This window comes from Methylotenera sp., assembly GCF_036401095.1.
In the GTDB taxonomy this organism is placed as follows: domain Bacteria; phylum Pseudomonadota; class Gammaproteobacteria; order Burkholderiales; family Methylophilaceae; genus Methylotenera.
The window spans coordinates 30,867-49,108 of sequence record NZ_DASWWA010000021.1; the positions used below are offsets into that span (position 1 = coordinate 30,867).

At 45.8% G+C, this 18,242-nt stretch carries 18 protein-coding genes; 8 read left to right on the forward strand and 10 right to left on the reverse strand.

The annotated features are described in order from the left end of the window. Positions 1 to 76: 76 nt before the first annotated feature. The 3 genes from VGD82_RS10375 to ccoG all read left to right on the forward strand — a co-directional run bounded on the left by VGD82_RS10375 (position 77) and on the right by ccoG (position 3,844). Positions 77 to 1,819 (forward strand): nitrite/sulfite reductase, encoded by a 1,743-nt coding sequence (locus tag VGD82_RS10375; protein ID WP_331020317.1) that lies wholly within the window; start codon positions 77 to 79, stop codon positions 1,817 to 1,819. Continuing rightward, positions 1,812 to 2,345: a DUF934 domain-containing protein gene (locus VGD82_RS10380; RefSeq protein ID WP_331020318.1), complete on the forward strand. Its 534-nt coding sequence runs from the start codon at positions 1,812 to 1,814 to the stop codon at positions 2,343 to 2,345. Before VGD82_RS10375 ends, VGD82_RS10380 begins: the two co-directional genes overlap by 8 nt. Before the next feature lie 68 nt (positions 2,346 to 2,413). Further along, on the forward strand, positions 2,414 to 3,844 hold the full coding sequence (ccoG, locus tag VGD82_RS10385) for a cytochrome c oxidase accessory protein CcoG (protein WP_331020319.1): 1,431 nt from the start codon (positions 2,414 to 2,416) through the stop codon (positions 3,842 to 3,844). Between the two features lie 102 nt (positions 3,845 to 3,946). Here ccoG and VGD82_RS10390 read toward each other — a convergent pair whose 3' ends face one another. From VGD82_RS10390 to VGD82_RS10400, 3 genes are all read right to left on the reverse strand, one after another. After that, positions 3,947 to 4,480 carry a Smr/MutS family protein gene (locus VGD82_RS10390; protein ID WP_135276343.1) on the reverse strand — a complete coding sequence of 178 codons (534 nt, stop codon included), beginning with the start codon at positions 4,478 to 4,480 and terminating at the stop codon, positions 3,947 to 3,949. Between the two features lie 65 nt (positions 4,481 to 4,545). Continuing rightward, positions 4,546 to 5,496, reverse strand: a complete 951-nt coding sequence (gene trxB, locus VGD82_RS10395; protein ID WP_331020320.1) for a thioredoxin-disulfide reductase — start codon at positions 5,494 to 5,496, stop codon at positions 4,546 to 4,548. A gap of 172 nt (positions 5,497 to 5,668) precedes the next feature. Then, positions 5,669 to 6,133, reverse strand: coding sequence for a Dps family protein (locus VGD82_RS10400; RefSeq protein ID WP_331020321.1), 465 nt, complete (start codon positions 6,131 to 6,133; stop codon positions 5,669 to 5,671). A gap of 138 nt (positions 6,134 to 6,271) precedes the next feature. Here VGD82_RS10400 and VGD82_RS10405 point away from each other — a divergent pair, with 138 nt between their 5' ends. From VGD82_RS10405 to VGD82_RS10425, 5 genes are all read left to right on the forward strand, one after another. Continuing rightward, positions 6,272 to 8,587, forward strand: coding sequence for a DNA translocase FtsK (locus tag VGD82_RS10405; protein ID WP_414684500.1), 2,316 nt, complete (start codon positions 6,272 to 6,274; stop codon positions 8,585 to 8,587). Between the two features lie 26 nt (positions 8,588 to 8,613). Then, complete coding sequence (lolA, locus tag VGD82_RS10410; RefSeq protein ID WP_331020322.1) at positions 8,614 to 9,264, forward strand: outer membrane lipoprotein chaperone LolA; 651 nt, start codon at positions 8,614 to 8,616, stop codon at positions 9,262 to 9,264. A 26-nt stretch (positions 9,265 to 9,290) separates the two neighbouring features. Next, entirely contained in the window at positions 9,291 to 10,613 is a 1,323-nt protein-coding gene (locus VGD82_RS10415; protein WP_331020323.1) for a replication-associated recombination protein A, read from the forward strand. A 107-nt stretch (positions 10,614 to 10,720) separates the two neighbouring features. Then, entirely contained in the window at positions 10,721 to 11,995 is a 1,275-nt protein-coding gene (gene serS / locus VGD82_RS10420; protein WP_331020324.1) for a serine--tRNA ligase, read from the forward strand. 40 nt (positions 11,996 to 12,035) lie between these two features. Then, positions 12,036 to 12,905, forward strand: coding sequence for a DMT family transporter (locus tag VGD82_RS10425; RefSeq protein WP_331020325.1), 870 nt, complete (start codon positions 12,036 to 12,038; stop codon positions 12,903 to 12,905). A 92-nt stretch (positions 12,906 to 12,997) separates the two neighbouring features. Here VGD82_RS10425 and mltF read toward each other — a convergent pair whose 3' ends face one another. The 7 genes from mltF to VGD82_RS10460 all read right to left on the reverse strand — a co-directional run bounded on the left by mltF (position 12,998) and on the right by VGD82_RS10460 (position 18,222). Continuing rightward, the gene (mltF, locus tag VGD82_RS10430; RefSeq protein WP_331020326.1) at positions 12,998 to 14,425 is read right to left on the reverse strand and encodes a membrane-bound lytic murein transglycosylase MltF; all 1,428 of its coding nucleotides are present in this window, start codon (positions 14,423 to 14,425) and stop codon (positions 12,998 to 13,000) included. A 2-nt stretch (positions 14,426 to 14,427) separates the two neighbouring features. Next, a complete protein-coding gene (rpiA, locus tag VGD82_RS10435; protein WP_331020327.1) occupies positions 14,428 to 15,099 on the reverse strand; it encodes a ribose-5-phosphate isomerase RpiA in 672 nt (223 codons plus the stop codon). Positions 15,100 to 15,229: 130 nt separating this feature from the next. Continuing rightward, complete coding sequence (gene efp / locus VGD82_RS10440) at positions 15,230 to 15,790, reverse strand: elongation factor P (protein ID WP_135276351.1); 561 nt, start codon at positions 15,788 to 15,790, stop codon at positions 15,230 to 15,232. A 36-nt stretch (positions 15,791 to 15,826) separates the two neighbouring features. After that, on the reverse strand, positions 15,827 to 16,975 hold the full coding sequence (gene earP, locus VGD82_RS10445; protein WP_331020328.1) for an elongation factor P maturation arginine rhamnosyltransferase EarP: 1,149 nt from the start codon (positions 16,973 to 16,975) through the stop codon (positions 15,827 to 15,829). Positions 16,976 to 16,981: 6 nt separating this feature from the next. After that, positions 16,982 to 17,332, reverse strand: a complete 351-nt coding sequence (locus VGD82_RS10450; RefSeq protein ID WP_331020329.1) for a DUF3147 family protein — start codon at positions 17,330 to 17,332, stop codon at positions 16,982 to 16,984. Positions 17,333 to 17,337: 5 nt separating this feature from the next. Next, positions 17,338 to 17,823: a transcription elongation factor GreB gene (greB, locus tag VGD82_RS10455; protein ID WP_331020330.1), complete on the reverse strand. Its 486-nt coding sequence runs from the start codon at positions 17,821 to 17,823 to the stop codon at positions 17,338 to 17,340. Positions 17,824 to 17,829: 6 nt separating this feature from the next. Continuing rightward, positions 17,830 to 18,222 (reverse strand): hypothetical protein, encoded by a 393-nt coding sequence (locus VGD82_RS10460; RefSeq protein WP_331020331.1) that lies wholly within the window; start codon positions 18,220 to 18,222, stop codon positions 17,830 to 17,832. Between the last annotated feature and the right edge of the window lie 20 nt (positions 18,223 to 18,242).

The following is an 18,242-nucleotide window of genomic DNA, read 5'->3' on the forward strand; positions in this document are numbered from 1 at the left end:
GCACCAAGCCTTAAGCTTTAGTCACTGTAAAAAATAACTTGGCTGTTGTAGCAAAGCCAATTTTTAAGGTGATTAAATGTATATCTATGATGAAATAGATCAGAAGTTGGTAGAGCAGCGGGTTGCCCAGTTCAGAGGGCAGACGCAGCGTTTTCTCAACGGTCAGCTCTCTGAAGATGATTTTCGAGTGCTGCGTTTGCAAAATGGATTGTATATTCAGCGGCATGCTCCCATGCTACGCGTGGCAATCCCTTACGGGATGTTAACCTCTAACCAACTGCGTACCTTGGCTTATGTTGCGCGGCGTTGGGATAAAGGCTACGCCCACCTTACTACGCGGCAAAATATTCAGTTTAATTGGCCGCGTTTGGAAGACGCGCCTGATATTTTAGCTAAGCTTGCCACCGTGCAAATGCATGCGATTCAAACTAGCGGTAATTGTATCCGCAACACCACCACTGACCATTTTGCCGGAGTGGCGTACGACGAAATCATTAACCCCTTGGTCTGGTGCGAAATTATTCGGCAGTGGTCTATGCTGCATCCTGAGTTTGCATTTTTGCCACGTAAATTCAAAATCGCCGTGAGCGGTTCTGTTACAGACCGAGCTGCCATCGGCGTGCATGACATCGGCTTGCAGGCGATTGAGCACAACGGTGAGTTTGGCTTTAGAGTGTTTGTAGGCGGTGGCTTAGGCAGAACACCGCTTGTAGGCAAGCTGATTAATCCTTTTGTGGCTTGGTATGACTTGCTGACTTACTTGCAGGCAACACTGCGAGTTTATAACCTACATGGTAGGCGCGACAACAAATACAAGGCCCGCATCAAGATTTTGGTCAAAGACCTCACGCCCGAAGTGTTTGCCAATCAGGTAAGCGAACAATGGGCGCGCATTAAGGGTGGCGCCGACACAGTGACCGCAGAATTTGTCAGCACGATTGCAGATAAATTCACCTGGCCCAGCTATAAGCAGTTGCAAGACGATGATGGCACTAGCATTGCGCACCACTTAGAAGGCAACCCGGCTTTTGCACGCTGGTTCCGCACCAATATCCACCGTCATAAAATTGCCGGTTACTCATCGGTGACTGTGTCACTAAAGGCGACAGGTTCCCCTCCAGGCGATATTACTGCAGACCAGATGGATGTACTGGCCGAAATGGCTGACAACTACGGCTTTGGTGAGCTACGTGTTTCGCATGAGCAAAATATCATTTTGCCTGATGTTAAAACCAAGTCGCTTTATGCCTTATGGCAAGAACTGAGCGTGCTTAATCTGGCAACTCCTAATATTGGGCTAATTACCAACATCATTGCTTGCCCGGGCGGAGATTACTGCAGCTTAGCAAATGCCGTTTCTATCCCAGTGGCAGAGGCTATCCAGCAAAAATTTGACGATTTAGATTATGTGCACGAGATAGGTGAGCTTGACCTTAATTTATCTGGCTGCATGAACTCTTGCGGCCATCATCATGTAGGCCATATCGGCATTTTGGGCGTGGATAAAGCGGGTGAGGAGTGGTACCAAATCACCTTGGGCGGCAGGCAGTCTGGCGCGCTTAAAACTGATGCCAAATTAAGTGGAGATAGTAACGCCAGTGCAGCAATTGGGCGAGTGATTGGTCCATCGTTTGCGCGTGAGCAAGTGCCAGATGTCATTGCACGATTAATTCAAACATATTTATCAATCCGAGAGAGTGATGTAGAGCGGTTTATTGATGTGGTTGATCGTGTCGGGATTGAGCCGTTCAAGAAAGATGTCTATATGGACCCGTTATTAGCAAAGACTTCAAACTTAGTGAGGGAAGCCAATGTCTGAATCTAAGCAAAACTTAATTCGTGGCGGTCAGCTTACTGTGAACGAGATGCAATGCTTTGATGTAAATAACGAGCAAGCATTGTTGATTCCTCCCGATGATGCAGTCTGGATGGTGACTTTTGATACTTGGGTTGCACATCGTTTGTTATTGGAAGGCAGGCAATTTCCAGTGGCTGTATTTATTCCTTCAGATGCTGATTTTGATGACGCTATCAGCACCCAGCTACATGCATTGTGTCAGGCCGATATTGCATTGATCGCGATAGATTTCCCAAATTATACGGATGGCAGGGGGTATTCACTGGCGCAATTATTAAGAAATGTCTACCAATGGCATGGGGAGCTCAGAGCTGTGGGGGATGTGATGATTGATACGGTGTATTACTTGGCTAGATGTGGCTTTGATAGCTTTCTGATTAAACCGGGTCATGATGCGCAGTTGGCATTAGATGCCTTGCATACCTTTAGCGATACCTACCAAAAATCTTATCGACAGCCGATTAAAACTAACACGCCAAACCATTAATCGCTGTATAAAACCAAAGATTTACATCAGTTTAACTTAAGTTATTTTATTGTAAGCAAGGACTGCAAATGAAAGATGCTAAAACCACATCGAAGAAAGTCATTCCGATAGCGCCTGCACCGGGTGGCTTTATGCCAATGTACGAGGCTCAGGCCAAGATATACCCACGCAATACCTTCGGTTTTTTCAAAAACTGGCGTTGGGTGATGATATGGATCACGCAAATTGTGTTTTACGGTGTGCCTTGGCTGCAGTGGGGCGAGCGGCAGGCGATGTTGCTAGATATCAGTACCCACCGTTTCTATATTTTTGGCTTGGTACTTTACCCGCAAGACTTAATTTATCTGGTGATTATTCTCATCATTGCAGCGTTAGCTTTGTTCCTGTTTACAGCGGTTGCCGGTAGGCTGTGGTGTGGTTTTTCTTGCCCACAATCGGTCTACACCGAAATATTTTTATGGATGGAACGTAAAATTGAGGGGGATAGAGCGGCACGTATCCGTCTGGATGGGTCTAAGTTTGGTGTTAAAAAGCTATATATAAAATCGTTGAAACATCTGGCTTGGATTAGTTTCTCAATTTTTACAGGGTTCACTTTCTTAGGGTATTTTTCACCGATACGTGAGCTATTAGATAGCATTATTCAGGTTAGACTCAGCCCTTGGGAGACTTTCTGGATCTGTTTTTATGGCCTAGCTACTTATGGCAATGCAGGTTTTTTACGTGAGCAAGTGTGCAAACACATGTGTCCTTATGCGCGTTTTCAAAGTGCTATGTTTGATAACGACACGCTAATTGTGACTTACGATCAAGAGCGTGGCGAACCACGTAGTGGCCGCTCCAGAAAAGTGGATGCTAAGCAGGAAGGCTTAGGCGACTGTATTGATTGCAACTTCTGTGTGCAGGTTTGCCCGGTTGGTATTGATATCCGTAATGGCTTGCAATATGAATGTATCAGTTGCGGCTTATGTGTAGACGCATGTAACAGCATTATGGATAAAATGAGTTATCCGCGCGGCTTAATCCGCTTTACAACGCAAAATGGCCTGGCCCAGCATTGGACTAAGCATCAAGTGATTCAAAAAATATTGCGTCCGCGTGTATTGATTTATAGTGCTCTACTGTTGCTTCTTTCGCTCGGCTTGGTTGCTTCTTTGGCAATGCGCCCTGCATTTAAAGTGGATGTGAATCGTGACCGCGGTGTGATGTCCAGATTGGTTTCAGGTGGTAAGGTAGAAAATGTCTATCAATTGCAAATTACCAATGTGACTGAAGCTAAAGAGGCTTATCGCGTATCAGTGACTGGCATCGATGGCTTGTCGATGGCATCTAAAACCGAGTTCACGGTAGAGCCTGCCAATGAGCGATTAGTTGCTGTAAGCCTGCAAATTGCTGATGGTGCAGTACGCAGCGGTACGCATCCAATCATGTTTGAGGTCGAGGCATTAGGGACTAAAGAACGTATTACCCAAAAGTCTATCTTTTATATGTCCCGCTAATATTCTGATAGATAAGGATCGTAACAAGAGGCGTCATTGGGCGCCTCTTAGTCTATGTAGGCTATGGTTTTATTGCTTAATCTGTTCTGACAGCTGTGTGGCTTAGGCTTTTAACAGCACAATCACCGCGCCGCTGCCACCATCTTGCCGGCGCGCTTCTGCGTAGGCAATCACTTCATCACGCTGAATTAACCAGCCACGCAATTTGTGTTTAAGTACCGGCTCGCGGTTACGTGAGCCTAAGCCTTTGCCATGCACAATACGTACGCAGCGTATACCACGTTTTTTGCAGTCGTTTAAAAAGGTTGCTACGTAAAGTCTCGCTTCATCACTGATTAAACCGTGCAAGTCAATGGCAGCCTGTATCACCCAGTGGCCGCGCCTTAACTTGCTTAAAATATCGGGGGAGTGCCCCTCGCGCAGGTAAAGCAGTTCTTCACCGGTTTCTATGTCATGTGCCGGTATATAGTAATCGCTCAGCGAGTCAGCTAGGGCTTGTTGCTCATCGCGAATAAATTGTTTGGGGATTGGTTTGGGGCGCAGTGGTGCGTGATGCACTCGCTTGGGTTTGAGTGGCCGCGCGTCCTTAACTGCTTCTAAAAACAGTTCAGATTCGTTGTCTTTTGCGTCTTCCACAATGTGAATGCCTGGATTTTAACTCGGGTAAGTGAGGGCAATGCGGGCATTGCCCTCATTCTTACTTATTTCAAGTGATCTAAATAACGCTCTGCATCTAGTGCGGCCATACAGCCTGTGCCTGCACTAGTGACGGCTTGGCGGTAAATATGATCTTGCACATCGCCTGCTGCAAATACACCTAGTACGCTAGTGGCAGTTGCATTGCCTGCACGACCCATTTGCGTCACGATGTAGCCGCCTTCCATTTCAAGCTGGCCTTCAAAAATGTCTGTATTTGGTTTGTGGCCAATCGCAATAAACACGCCTTGTAATGCAACGTCTTTGGTGCTGCCGTCAGTTACATTCTTAATGCGCATGCCAGTCACGCCAGTGTTATCACCCAGCACTTCATCCAAGGTGGCAAATGTTTCCAGTACGATTTTGCCTTCAGCTACGCGCGCCATCAGTTTGTCTACCAAAATCGCTTCTGCCTTAAATTTATCACGGCGGTGCACCAGTGTAACTTTACTTGCGATATTGGCTAAATATAAAGCCTCTTCAACCGCAGTGTTGCCGCCACCAATCACAGCAACCTCTTGATTTCTATAGAAGAAGCCATCACAAGTTGCGCAGGCGGACACACCCTTACCTGAGAATGCCTCTTCACTTGGCAGACCTAAATACTTGGCCGATGCTCCGGTGGCAATAATCAAGGCATCACATGTGTACTCGCCACTATCGCCCACTAAACGAATCGGCTTTTCTTTGAGGTGTGTGGTATGAATGTGGTCAAAAATCATTTCAGTGTTAAAGCGTTCTGCATGCTTTTGAAAACGTGCCATCAACTCCGGACCTTGCACGCCATCTGCATCTGCAGGCCAGTTATCAACCTCGGTTGTCGTCATTAACTGACCACCTTGTGCAATACCGGTAATTAATACAGGTTTGAGGTTTGCGCGTGCAGCATAAACTGCAGCTGAATAACCAGCAGGGCCTGAGCCCAAAATAAGTAATTTGGCGTGACGTGTTGCCATAATGATTGCTTTCTTAAATTAAGGTTGTATCTAGTACGTTGGGTATGTTGCTTTGTTTTTCAAGTTTAAGTGATGGCGATTGCAATCGCTTTTGCCTAGGTCTGCAATCGCCAAGCGCATGCTCGTGCGCTTAAGTAATTTGCGGGACTGTCATCTTGGCTTGAAGGTCGTATTATTTTTCTAGCAGACTCCGTAGCATCCATGCGGTTTTTTCATGGGTTTGTAAACGCTGTGTGAGTAAGTCTGCGGTTGCTTCATCCGAGGCAGCGTCCGCACTTGGGAATACGCTACGTGCTGTGCGGCATACTGCCTCATGACCAGCTACCAGCTCGGCAATCATGTCTTGTGCTTTAGGCACAGATTCAGACTCTTTAATTGAACTTAATTTGGCAAAATCGCGATAAGTGCCCGGTGCGTAAACATCTAATGCACGAATACGCTCAGCTACTAAGTCAACGGCCAGTGCCAGTTCGTTGTATTGTGTTTCGAACATCAAGTGCAGTGTGTTGAACATTGGGCCTGTGACGTTCCAATGAAAGTAATGTGTTTTCAAATATAACGTGTAGGTATCCGCTAATAGATGTGAAAGACCCTGAGCAATATTTTTTCTATCTTGTTCTTTAATGCCAATATCCATTTGAACTCCTCATGAGACTCTGATTAAGGGTTTACGACGTTTTATGATTCGAATTGAGAATGATATTCTAATCGCTACGCAGCGACTTTGATACTGCTATAATTAAATCCGACACTTAAAATACGTTAAAGGTTTATCTTGTTTTTCAAAAAATCTAAACCAGTTAATGCTCGCCGTGAAGCTGAAGTAATTAAATCTAATGCCCTCGCTAATACGCTCATTAAAGAAGCTTGGTGGCTGGGTTTAGTGCTCATCGGGCTGTATATTACGGTCATTCTTTTTACTTATAACCCTAACGATTCCTCTTGGTCACACATTGCACCTGATAGTGCTGTGATTCAGAACGGTGGCGGCAGTGTCGGTGCCTGGATTTCTGATTTATTACTGTATGTATTTGGCTTTTCTGCATGGTGGTGGGTGGTATTAGCCTTTTATGCCATGTGGTTTGTGTATTTAACCTTAGAGGTTGTCGATCAGAGCGAAAAGCCGTTCTTACTATTTAACTTCTTTGGCTTTGCTTTACTGCTGGTCTCCTCAAGCGCTTTGGAAGCCGGGCACCTGATAGACTTGCCAGCGGTGCTGCCCGATAGCGCGGGCGGTATGTTGGGTAATGCTGTGGACGCAGGTTTACGTAGCCTGTTTGGCTATACAGGCTCTAGCATGCTGCTGCTGTTGCTATTTGTTGTTGGTTTTAGCTTGTTTACAGGTTGGTCATGGATCATGATCACCGAAAAATTTGGCGCATTTTTAATTGCCAGCTATGCATTCATTACGCTTAAATGGCAAGACTGGCAGGACAGAAAAGCCGGTAAAGCCGTTGAGCAAGAGCGTATCGAGTACGTTAAAAGTGAACGTAAGCGTGTGGTGGATCGTGAGCCGGTGCAAATTGAAGCCCCTGTGCTTGAAATCGCACAAAGTGTTCGCGTGCAAAAAGAAAAACAAGTGCCATTGTTTGATACGCATCCTGATACACCATTGCCGCCTATCCACTTATTGGATGAGCCTTCAGGCACCGTGGAGTTACCTTCTGCTGAAACTCTGGATTTCACCTCGCGTTTGATAGAACGCAAACTGATGGACTTTGGTATTGAAGTCAAAGTGCTAACGGCGTTGCCTGGCCCTGTGATTACACGTTATGAGCTAGAGCCAGCGGCTGGGGTTAAAGGCAGCCAGGTTACTAATCTGGTAAAAGACTTAGCACGCGCTTTATCTGTAGTTAGCGTGCGTGTAGTGGAAACAATACCTGGAAAAACCTGCATGGGTTTAGAGATTCCTAACCCTAAACGCCAGATTGTACATTTATCAGAAATCATGGGCAGCCAGGCGTATGCAGATATACATTCGCCCCTGGCTATTTCTTTAGGTAAAGATATCGGCGGTAAACCTGCGGTTGCTGATTTAGCTAAAATGCCGCACGTACTGGTTGCCGGTACCACTGGCTCAGGTAAGTCTGTTGCCATTAACGCGCTGATTCTAAGCGTGCTTTATAAAGCAGACGCCAGCCAGGTGCGTATGATTCTAATTGACCCTAAAATGCTGGAGCTATCAGTCTACGAGGGGATTCCACATCTGTTAGCGCCAGTAGTGACCGATATGCGCCAAGCTGCCAATGCCTTGAATTGGTGCGTAGCGGAGATGGAGCGCCGCTATAAATTGATGTCTATGTTAGGCGTGCGTAATCTTGCGGGCTATAACCAAAAAATTAAAGACGCAGATAAAGCCGGAGAGAAAATCCCACATCCATTCAGCTTAACGCCAGACGAGCCGGAACCGTTGGAAGAAATGCCATTAATCGTTGTAGTGATAGACGAGTTGGCAGACTTGATGATGGTCGTAGGTAAAAAGGTGGAGGAGCTGATTGCACGTTTAGCGCAAAAGGCGCGTGCTTCTGGCATACACTTGGTATTGGCAACGCAGCGTCCGTCGGTGGATGTGATTACTGGCTTGATTAAAGCCAACGTGCCAACCCGTATTTCGTTCCAGGTTTCCAGCAAGATCGACTCACGTACCATTTTGGACCAAATGGGCGCGGAAGCCTTGCTGGGACAGGGTGATATGCTCTATATGCCGCCAGGCACCGGTTACCCGCTGCGTATTCACGGCGCTTTTGTGTCAGACCAGGAAGTACACAAGGTTGTAGATTATCTTAAAGCCCAAGGTGAACCGAATTACATCGACGGTATTCTAACCAACGAAACCGAAGAAGCCGGCAGTGCAGATTTTGCGGCTGGTAGCTCAAGCAATGGCGGCTCAGAGGTTGATCCGCTTTATGACGAGGCGGTGGGTATTGTGCTTAAATCACGCCGCGCCAGTATTTCATCAGTACAACGCCAGCTGCGTATAGGCTATAACCGTGCCGCACGTTTGATTGAAGATATGGAGCGTGCAGGTTTGGTTTCTGCGATGCAAAGCAACGGTAACCGTGAAGTATTAGCGCCGCATCATGAGCCTTAATTTTTAAAGAAAAACATACTGACTTAATGAATATTATTAAAAAACTGCAAAACACTCGTTTGCATTTCATCAACGGTTTACTGGTATTGCCCGTACTTTTCTTGGCGCAAACTGCACATGCAGATGGCATGGATAGCGTAAAAGCGTTCTATGAAAAAACGCAGGCGGTACGTGCCAATTTTCACCAAGTGGTCACCGATAAGCAAGGGCGTAAAGTGCAAGAGGTGCAAGGCACTATGCAGCTCAAGCGCCCTAATAAGTTTAGGTGGGATTACAACAAGCCATATGAGCAGCAAATCATTAGTGATGGTAAGCAGGTGTGGTTATATGACACCGAGCTGGCTCAGGTGACTGTGCGTGATATCGGTAAGGCGTTGGGCTCCAGCCCTGCTGCATTGTTGGCTGGTGGTAAGGCCATAGAAGAGACTTTTACGCTGGCTAATGCAGGCAATCGTGATAATTTAAATTGGGTGAGTGCGCATCCTAAGGATAAAGAGTCTGGTTTTGAAAAGATATTGCTGGGTTTCAAAGATAACCAGATTCAAGAAATGGCGTTGTTAGATAGTTTTGGGCACTACACTAAAATTGTATTTAACAACGTAGAGGTAAACCCTAAGCTGGATGAAAAGTCATTTTTATTCAAGCCACCAAAAGGTGTGGATGTGGTGGGCGAGTAACAAGTGGCGAAAGATACCTATTTATTTTGAACAGTCTATTTGAACCCAACACCCCACAAGCACCACTCGCTGAGCGATTACGCCCTAAGGCGTTAGACGAGGTCGTCGGCCAGTCGCATCTGCTAGGCGTGGGCAAGCCGTTGCGCTTGGCTTTTCAGTCTGGTAAGTTACCTTCTATGATTTTATGGGGTCCGCCCGGTGTAGGTAAAACTACCTTGGCTCGCCTCATCGCCAATACGGCCGATGCTGAGTTTATCCCTATTTCTGCGGTGCTATCTGGCATTAAAGATATCCGTGAGGCAGTAGAGCGTGCAGAGCATACTTTGCAGCAGCACGGACGTAAAACTATACTGTTTGTGGATGAGGTGCACCGCTTTAACAAAGGTCAGCAAGATGCATTTTTGCCATTTGTAGAAAGTGGTTTGATTACCTTTATCGGTGCCACAACCGAAAACCCCTCTTTTGAGGTAAACAGTGCGTTGTTAAGCCGTGCGCAGGTGTTTGTGCTTAACTCACTGTCAGAAGCTGAGCTATCGCTATTGCTCGATCGCGCACAGCAGCTAGTGGCGGCAGAGTTAACCATTACGCCAGAAGTACGTGAGCAAGTGTTGGCTTATGCCGATGGCGATGCACGACGCTTGCTTAACTTTGCCGAGGGCTTGTTTAACGCTGCACAAGGTGCAGGCATCTCTGAAATTGATGAGGCGTTCTTGCAGACCACAATGGCGAGTAAGCTACGCCGCTTTGATAAGGGTGGCGAAGCATTTTATGATCAAATCTCAGCTTTGCATAAATCAGTACGCGGCTCTAATCCCGATGCTGCTTTATACTGGTTTTTACGCATGATAGATGGTGGGGCAGACCCGCTTTATCTGGGGCGCCGTATTGTGCGGATGGCGGTTGAAGATATTGGCATTGCAGACCCACGTGCGCAGACCATGGCACTGGAAGCCTGTCAGATTTATGAGCGGCTAGGCTCACCTGAGGGTGAGTTGGCGTTATCCAATGCCGTGATATATCTGGCAGTAGCCGCCAAGAGTAATGCAGCTTACATGGCATACAATCAGGCTAAGGCCTTTGTTGCACAAGATAAATCACGTACCGTGCCATTACATTTACGCAATGCGCCAACTAAGCTCATGAAAGCGCTGGATTACGGTAAAGAGTATCGTTATGCGCACAATGAGCCAGATGCCTATGCCGCAGGCGAGAACTACTTTCCAGATGATTTGCCACCGCAACAATTTTACTCCCCCACGCCACGTGGTCTTGAGGGTAAAATAGCGGAAAAATTAGCGCATTTGCGTGAGCTAGATAAACGTGAAATAAATAAAAAAGCAAAAAAATAAGCAGTCAGCCGCTTTCTCTATGCCTAACTCTTGCAGGATTGGCTGCCCTATGCGGGCAATGTATAGTGCTGGCGTGCATGCAACAGAATAAAAATTAAGGGATTTAAATGTTAGACATTCAAGCATTAAGAAATGATTTAGATGGCGTAGTGAGCCAATTACAGGCACGTGGTTTTGAGTTTGATGCGACTAAATTCAGTGCCTTAGAGCAAGAGCGTAAAACCGTGCAAACTAACACGCAGGATTTACAGGCTAAGCGCAATAATGCATCTAAACAAATTGGTATTGCTAAGTCTAAAGGTGAGGATGTGAGCGCCATTATGGCCGAAGTAGCTGGCTTGGGTGAGCAGTTAAAAGCGGGTGAAGTGCGCTTGGCTGAGTTGCAAGCTGACTTGCAAAGCTTATTGCTCAATGTACCTAACTTGCCGCATGTTAGCGTGCCGCAGGGTAAGTCTGAGGCAGATAACGTAGAAGTGCGTAAAGTGGGTACACCGCGTACGTTTGATTTTGAAGTGAAAGACCATACTGATGTTGGTACGCCACTGGGTTTAGATTTTGATACCGGTACTAAATTATCCGGCACACGCTTTACGCTGATGCGTGGACAGATTGCAAAGATGCATCGTGCGCTTGCGCAGTTTATGTTGGATACACAAACCGAACAGCATGGCTACGAAGAATGCTATACCCCGTATTTGGTGAACGCAGAAACATTGACCGGTACCGGTCAATTGCCAAAGTTTGAAGAGGATTTATTTTCATTAGCGCACAACGACAGTAAGCTATATTTAATCCCTACATCTGAGGTGACCCTCACCAATACCGTGCGTGATGAAATCGTGCCTTTAGAGTCTCTGCCGATTAAGCTAACCGCACATACGCCTTGCTTCCGTTCTGAGGCTGGTTCTTATGGCCGTGATACCAAAGGCATGATACGTCAGCACCAGTTTGATAAAGTGGAAATGGTGCAGATTGTTCACCCTGAAAAAAGCTACCAAGCATTAGAAGAAATGGTGGGTCACGCTGAGAATATTCTTAAAGCATTAGGTTTGCCTTACCGTGTAGTGTCACTATGCACAGGCGACATGGGCTTCGGTGCAGCTAAAACTTATGACTTGGAAGTTTGGTTGCCAGCACAAAATACTTACCGTGAGATTTCCTCTGTATCAAACTGCGAAGCATTTCAGGCGCGCAGATTGCAGGCACGCTTCCGTAACGAGAGCGGCAAGCCTGAACTGGTGCACACCTTGAATGGCTCTGGATTAGCGGTAGGGCGTACATTGGTTGCCGTGCTGGAAAACTACCAAAACGCAGATGGCAGCGTAACCGTGCCAGAAGTATTAAGACCATATATGAATAATCTGGCAGTAATTACAGCTTAGATTTTTTAGCTATTCTAGATAATTTGGTTGTTGTAGTTTAGTGGAACTCGTCTATGTATTTGGGCGCCTGATGTTTTCTCTGGCGTCCACTGTCTATCAAAAGAAATTGGCGCAACATGGTTTGCACCCATTCTATATCGTAGCAGCTACCTATCTTGTACTTGGTTTTCTCGCGGCCCCTTTACTTTACGCGATTAACTTTGCCAGCCTGAACCATGATTTTTGGTTAAATGTATTGCTGGCATCGTTATTTGACGTTGCTGGCTGGATGTTTCTAGTGCTGTCACTTTCTAAAACTGATTTGTCCGTGTTTGGCCCATTAAACGCGTACAAAGTGGTGGCGTCTATGTTGTTAGCCATCGTGTTTCTGAACGAGGTACCCAGTGCACAGGGCTTGCTAGGGGTGTTGTTTATCATTGCAGGCAGTTTCTTCTTGATGCCGCCAGCTGCCACATCTCAATCTGGCATGGTGGCTGCGTTACTGCGCGATAAAGGCGTACAGGCGCGTTTTTTATCTATTTTCCTGTTTTCTGTGGGTACGGTTTTCCTTAAAAAATCAGTGGCTGGCGGAGTGCTGGAAACCATGGTTTTTTGGTCGCTAATCGGGCTGCCACTGGTGTTATTAAGTAATTATTTCTTTCTGCCCAATAGCGTTAAAGAGCAAATTAGTGCGACTAAACAGCATCTATACAGCATTACGCTGATAGGGGGTATGGTGTTTGCCATGCAGTACTTTACCTTGCTGTTGCTTGCCAACATGCTGGTGGCTTATGCGCTAGCCTTGTTTCAATTAGGTATGGTGCTACAGGTGCTGATTGGTTATCGTGTATTTAACGAGAAAGATATCGCCAGAAAGTTGCTGGCGAGTTTAGTGATGATGGCAGGCAGTCTATTGGTTTTGATGCGCTAGCTTTTTAATCCGCTTTGACTGTAGATTCTATACAGTCAATCCTGACTGCACCGCTACATATAACGCTTTGCATCACATTTTTCAAACTATGCTTAATTGCGTGCTATTTTGAATGCATCAAACTCTGGGTTATGGCTAGGTTGGTGTTTTTCTAATATGCGTTGATAACTGCGCACCGACTCCACAAAAATAACAGGTGCACCGCCACTAGCGTAGCCGTATTTTAGCGTGGTGTAATACTCAGGGTTTTTGAGTAATACCAGTGTCTTTTTAATATCTGCCCAGCTGTCAGGGTTCAGTTTTAATCTTTTCGCCAGCACTCTGGCATCTTCAACATGGGCATAGCCTATATTGTAAGAAGCAAGCGCCATATAGGTTCTGTCTGGTTCTGGAATGCGCTCAGGCACAGTGTCTATAAGTTTAAGCAAGTACTTAGCACCAGCCGGTATGCTTTGCTTGGGGTCTAGCCTGTCGGTCACGCCCATCAGGTCTGCCGTGCCTTCCGTTAGCATCATCAGGCCACGTACATTGGTAGGCGAGGTGTTATAGGTATCCCAGTGTGATTCTCTGTAGCTCACGGCGGCCAGCAAACGCCAATCTATGCCCGTAATATCCTGCGCCTGTTTAAATAGGTGCACGTATTTAGGCAGCAGGCTATTACTGCGCTCAAGAAATGTGGTGATGTCCGATGAGTTGAGACGTTTGTTATGACCGTAATAGCGATCTAGCAAATTACGTAATGTGCCGTCTTTTTTGATTTTTTCAAAAAATTTATTGATGTTGGCTAGCATTTGCCGGTCAGAGTTTTTAGACATAGCCCAAGCAATTTTTTCGGCAGGCCCAATGGGCATGGCAATGCTGAGGTTGGGGTGGTAGTTTTGCATGAGTGCGGCTAGGTGGCTGTCTGCAACGGTATAGTCAAGCAAACCATCTGCTACTTCTTCTATCAGTGATTCAGTATTGGTGCGTTTGATACTTTGCCATTTGAGCGCATTATACTTTTTTTGTAAAACGGCTAAGTGTTCTTCGTAGCTTGTGCCCTCGGGTACTGCCAATGTTTTGCCAATAATATCGGTGATGTTACCCGGCTCTTTGTTGATTTCATTGTTAAAAATGAGCTGTTGCTGTGTTTCTTGGTAAGGCGTTGAGAATAAAACCAGATGTTCACGCAAATGAGTGATGCTCAGGCTGGCAGCTGCAATATGCGCTTTACCTTTTAGTAGAGTTGGAATTACCTCACTAATGCTGTTGACTAGTACAAAACGGATTTTGTAGTCAGGATAGTAGTCATTCACAAACTGCGTGGCTAAGTCGTATTCAATACCTGCTGGCTGGTTATCATTGTTTAAATAATAGGTGGTGGGGCCATTGTGCGTAACAAACACAATTTCCTTTTTCTTGGCGTCTATAGGTGGCGTGTGGTCAACTTCACTCTTAGGCTTACAGCCAACAAAACACACACATAGCAATGCCAGTGTGAATAAACGTATCCACTGTTTATTTTGTAAGAGGGCTATCAAACTTAGCGCTCGCTCACCACGCCGTCTTGGGCGATTAAAATAACATCGGCTAGCTGGTGGAAAATACCATGCTCTACAACACCCGGGGTATTGTTAAGTAGGGCGTTAAGGGCGCTAGCGTCGATGCTTGCATCAAACTTCATATCCAGTACATAGCTGCCGTGCGAGGTGATCCAGAAGCCATCTTTTGCAGCATTCGAGCGCAGGTCACCCACGCCGCCTAGCGCTTCTAAGCTCTTTTTTGCCATTTGCCAGGCAAAGGGGATGACTTCAATCGGGATAGTGAAGTTTTGTCCAATATGGTTAACCAGTTTGCTTGCATCGGCCACTGCAATAAACTTAGTAGCAGCTTTGGCAAGCAGTTTTTCTTTGACTAAATCGCTACCACGGCCTTTTAGCAAAGTTTTGTCGGGGGTGATCTCATCTGCGCCATCAACATAGAGGTCTATGCTTGCCACATGCTCTAGTGCCACGATAGGTAATTGTAGTGACTGCGCTTTTTGCGCGCTGATAGTGGAGCTTGCAATGGTGGTACATCGTAAGCCTTGTTCATGTGTTAGTCTGGCGAGTTCTTCAATGAAATAGTTTGCAGTTGAGCCGGTACCTAAGCCAACCAGCATGCCGTTTTGTACATACTGCGCAGCACGTAGTGCGACTAATTGTTTGTCATTCATTATTGTATCCCCATGACTTTTTACTTATTGTGATTACTATATTAACGCTATTTACTTTGCTTAGTCATAAAAAAAGGGAGCGAGTTGCTCCCTTTTTAAATTTTTTTGCTATCTGGAGATAGCTGAAAAATTATTTCATTACACGGTTACGGTATTCACCAGTACGTGTATCGATCTCGATTTTGTCGCCTTGCGCACAGAATAAAGGTACTGAAATCTCAAAACCTGATGCGATTTTAGCTGGTTTCATTACTTTACCTGATGTGTCGCCTTTAACTGCTGGCTCAGTGTAGGTGATTTCACGTACCACTGTAGTTGGCAATTCAACAGTAATTGCTTTGCCATCGTAGAAACGCAAGTCAGCAGGCATGCCGTCTTCAATGTATGGTAATGCGTCTTCCATGAACTCTGCGTCAACATCGTATTGGTTGTAATCTGCATCCATGAATACATAAGTTGGATCAGCAAAGTATGAGTAAGTCACTTCTTTTTTCTCAAGTACGATCACATCAAACTTATCGCCAGCGCCGTAGATGCTTTCGCTAGGTGCTTCTGTCAGTAAGTTTTTGAATTTCATTTTTACAACAGCAGTGCTACGGCCTGACTTGTTGTATTCTGCTTTTACTACGACCAGTGGAACGTTATCCACCATAATCACGTTACCGGCGCGGAGTTCTTGTGCTGTTTTCATAGGGTGCCTTAGATTCTAAATGCGTAAAATCGCGCATTATACCTTATTTCCAAATATATTTTTTATGATCTTTTCACTAAAAATCACCAACTTAGTGGATAGATCAGTTTGCTGCGCAAGTGCATTAGATTGCTGCCTGTTGTAGGCGTTGAGCGGATTGAGCTGGCTTAAATAATCCTGCCATATTCCCGCTGGTATTTGCTCTGATAGCCATGCATTGTGCAAGTTAAATGTAGCTGCTTTTGTGGTTGCTGCACAATCTGCATAAAATAAATCTAAGAATGCATGCAGTTTTTTAATATGTGTTTGTTCTGTTTGGAGGTAAGGTTGCCAGATAAACGGTTTGCCTGCCCAGATGGCACGTATCCAGCTATCTTCACCGCGTACAAAGTTAATGTCACAGCAGCCTAGTAGTTTGTCGTAGTCACTTTGGCTTAGAAATGGAATCACATGCAACGTAAGGTTTTGCTTGGTAAGTGTATCGCCAATTTGCAGTGTGCTTTGGCCAAAAAATTCAGCAACGCTAGACAAAATGCTGCTGGCAGGCACGTAGCAACTGATTGGCAGGCTGGATTGTGCCATAGCCGATAATAAGGCAGAGATCGGTGCATGCGGGTAACAGAATAAAGAGACTTTTACGTTGGGGCTGGGCGCCAAGCCTAAGCTTTGCCAGAAGTCTTGCTGATGAGCAGCTGCTTTATCGAGTGATTGTTGCTCCTTAACAATGTCGTACTCTCTTAGCAAGCCGCCGGTGCTGGGGGTAAAACCGGGAAAGAAGAAGTGACGCGTTAATGCGCCGCGTTTCGAGCTTTTTGCATGAAAGTCATCCACCCAGCTTTCAGCCGATAAATAGTCTAGGTTAATCCACACCGTACTGGGCTGCATGGTGTTTAGATAGTTTGGCGGTAGCTCACAGGCAAAGCTTTCAATCACCACAGGAGCGGCAGGCTGAAACTTGGTATCCGCATGCCAAGCAATGATGCTAATGCCTTCAATGGATTGTTGCTCTAACGAGGTGTCGATGGCTGGAATTAGTTGGTTGGCAATATGTAGGTCATCAATATATAGGCGGATTGTTAACTGGTGCTCACTGCGTAATTGTTTGGCCAAGCGCCAGCAGATGCCTATGTCGCCGAAGTTATCGACTATTTTGCAGAATATATCCCAAGTTTTATCTATTGCCATATGAATTTACAGCAAATGAATATTGAAGATTTTTAGTAATTGCGCGTAGCCATAAAACAGCAGTGCGGTGACGAATATACAGCTGAGTAGTGTAGGCCAGAACCCAAATCTTGGCAGCATCCATGCAAATAGCGGGAACATAGGTAGAGTTGGGATGACATACCAAAATGTGTAATAGGCATGATTGGCAATTTTAGCGGTAGGTTGCTGCTCAATGTAGAGCCAAATCAGGCTGATGATGGTGATTAAAGGCAGTGCGGCAACTAAGCCACCCAGTTTGTCGCTAGCTTTAGCCGTTTCTGAAATAACAACAATCGCTAATGCCGTTAGCAGATATTTAATAATGAGGTAGATCATGGCGGCTAGTATTTAATCTCGACGATTTCGAAGCTTGCTTCACCTTTGGGCGTGGCGGCGCGCACGGTATCACCGATAGACTTACCCAATAGTGACTTTGCCAAAGGCGATATCCAGCTGATATAGCCTTTGCTTGGCTCTAGCTCGTCTTTACCTACAATGCGATAAGTGTGTTCGGTATCGTCGTCCAAGTTGTATAAGCTGACCCAAGCGCCAAAATATACTTTTTCTAGATGCTGCTGTTGGCTAGCATCTACGATTTCGGCTAAATCCATGCGCCGCATTAAATGACGGCAGCGGCTGTCAATTTGGCGCAGGCGTCGTTTGCCGTATATGTAGTCGCCATTCTCACTGCGGTCTCCATTACCGGCAGCCCATGAAACCGTGCGTACCACTTCTGGGCGTTCTATTTTATACAGCTGATGAAACTCTGCCTTAAGCGCTTCAAAGCCTTCAGGGGTGATGTAATTCTTTTCGTCGGTAGCGGCCATGAGTAACTATTTGTTCGCTTTAGTTTCGTCTAGTAGCTGCACATCTTTGACATAAAAGCTGGTTTCGCCAAAGCAGGTAGTGGGCACGCCTTTATGTTCTTCGTAAATTAGACGCACACGTTCGCCAACAGTTGTGTTGATTTTTTTTGCCACGCTGGCATCTCTGACGGTAAAAAAGAACTTCTCCGCTTGTGTGCCGGGCATGGAAACTAAAATGAGCTCGCCTTCAAAAGTTTTGCATATCCAACCTTTTTGCGAGAGCTTTTGTACATAGCCCGCCCGTTCGCCAGAGGAGTAAACCCAGCTTAATGATGCCCAGGTGTAAAGCGCAAACAGCGCGCAAGGAACCAGTACCAGCAAGGTGAAGTAAGTCAATATTTTTTGCAGTCGAGTTAACATGGTTCGTTTCAGGCTTTAGG

Excerpts from the sequence above, each read along its gene's own strand:
- VGD82_RS10460 (WP_331020331.1), bottom strand. The coding sequence starts at position 18,222 with ATGTTAACTCGACTGCAAAAAATATTGACTTACTTCACCTTGCTGGTA.
- VGD82_RS10380 (WP_331020318.1), top strand. The coding sequence starts at position 1,812 with ATGTCTGAATCTAAGCAAAACTTAATTCGTGGCGGTCAGCTTACTGTG.
- ccoG (WP_331020319.1), top strand. The coding sequence starts at position 2,414 with ATGAAAGATGCTAAAACCACATCGAAGAAAGTCATTCCGATAGCGCCT.
- VGD82_RS10450 (WP_331020329.1), bottom strand. The coding sequence starts at position 17,332 with ATGATCTACCTCATTATTAAATATCTGCTAACGGCATTAGCGATTGTT.
- serS (WP_331020324.1), top strand. The coding sequence starts at position 10,721 with ATGTTAGACATTCAAGCATTAAGAAATGATTTAGATGGCGTAGTGAGC.
- greB (WP_331020330.1), bottom strand. The coding sequence starts at position 17,823 with ATGGCCGCTACCGACGAAAAGAATTACATCACCCCTGAAGGCTTTGAA.
- VGD82_RS10400 (WP_331020321.1), bottom strand. The coding sequence starts at position 6,133 with ATGGATATTGGCATTAAAGAACAAGATAGAAAAAATATTGCTCAGGGT.
- lolA (WP_331020322.1), top strand. The coding sequence starts at position 8,614 with ATGAATATTATTAAAAAACTGCAAAACACTCGTTTGCATTTCATCAAC.
- VGD82_RS10375 (WP_331020317.1), top strand. The coding sequence starts at position 77 with ATGTATATCTATGATGAAATAGATCAGAAGTTGGTAGAGCAGCGGGTT.
- earP (WP_331020328.1), bottom strand. The coding sequence starts at position 16,975 with ATGGCAATAGATAAAACTTGGGATATATTCTGCAAAATAGTCGATAAC.
- efp (WP_135276351.1), bottom strand. The coding sequence starts at position 15,790 with ATGAAAACAGCACAAGAACTCCGCGCCGGTAACGTGATTATGGTGGAT.
- trxB (WP_331020320.1), bottom strand. The coding sequence starts at position 5,496 with ATGGCAACACGTCACGCCAAATTACTTATTTTGGGCTCAGGCCCTGCT.
- rpiA (WP_331020327.1), bottom strand. The coding sequence starts at position 15,099 with ATGAATGACAAACAATTAGTCGCACTACGTGCTGCGCAGTATGTACAA.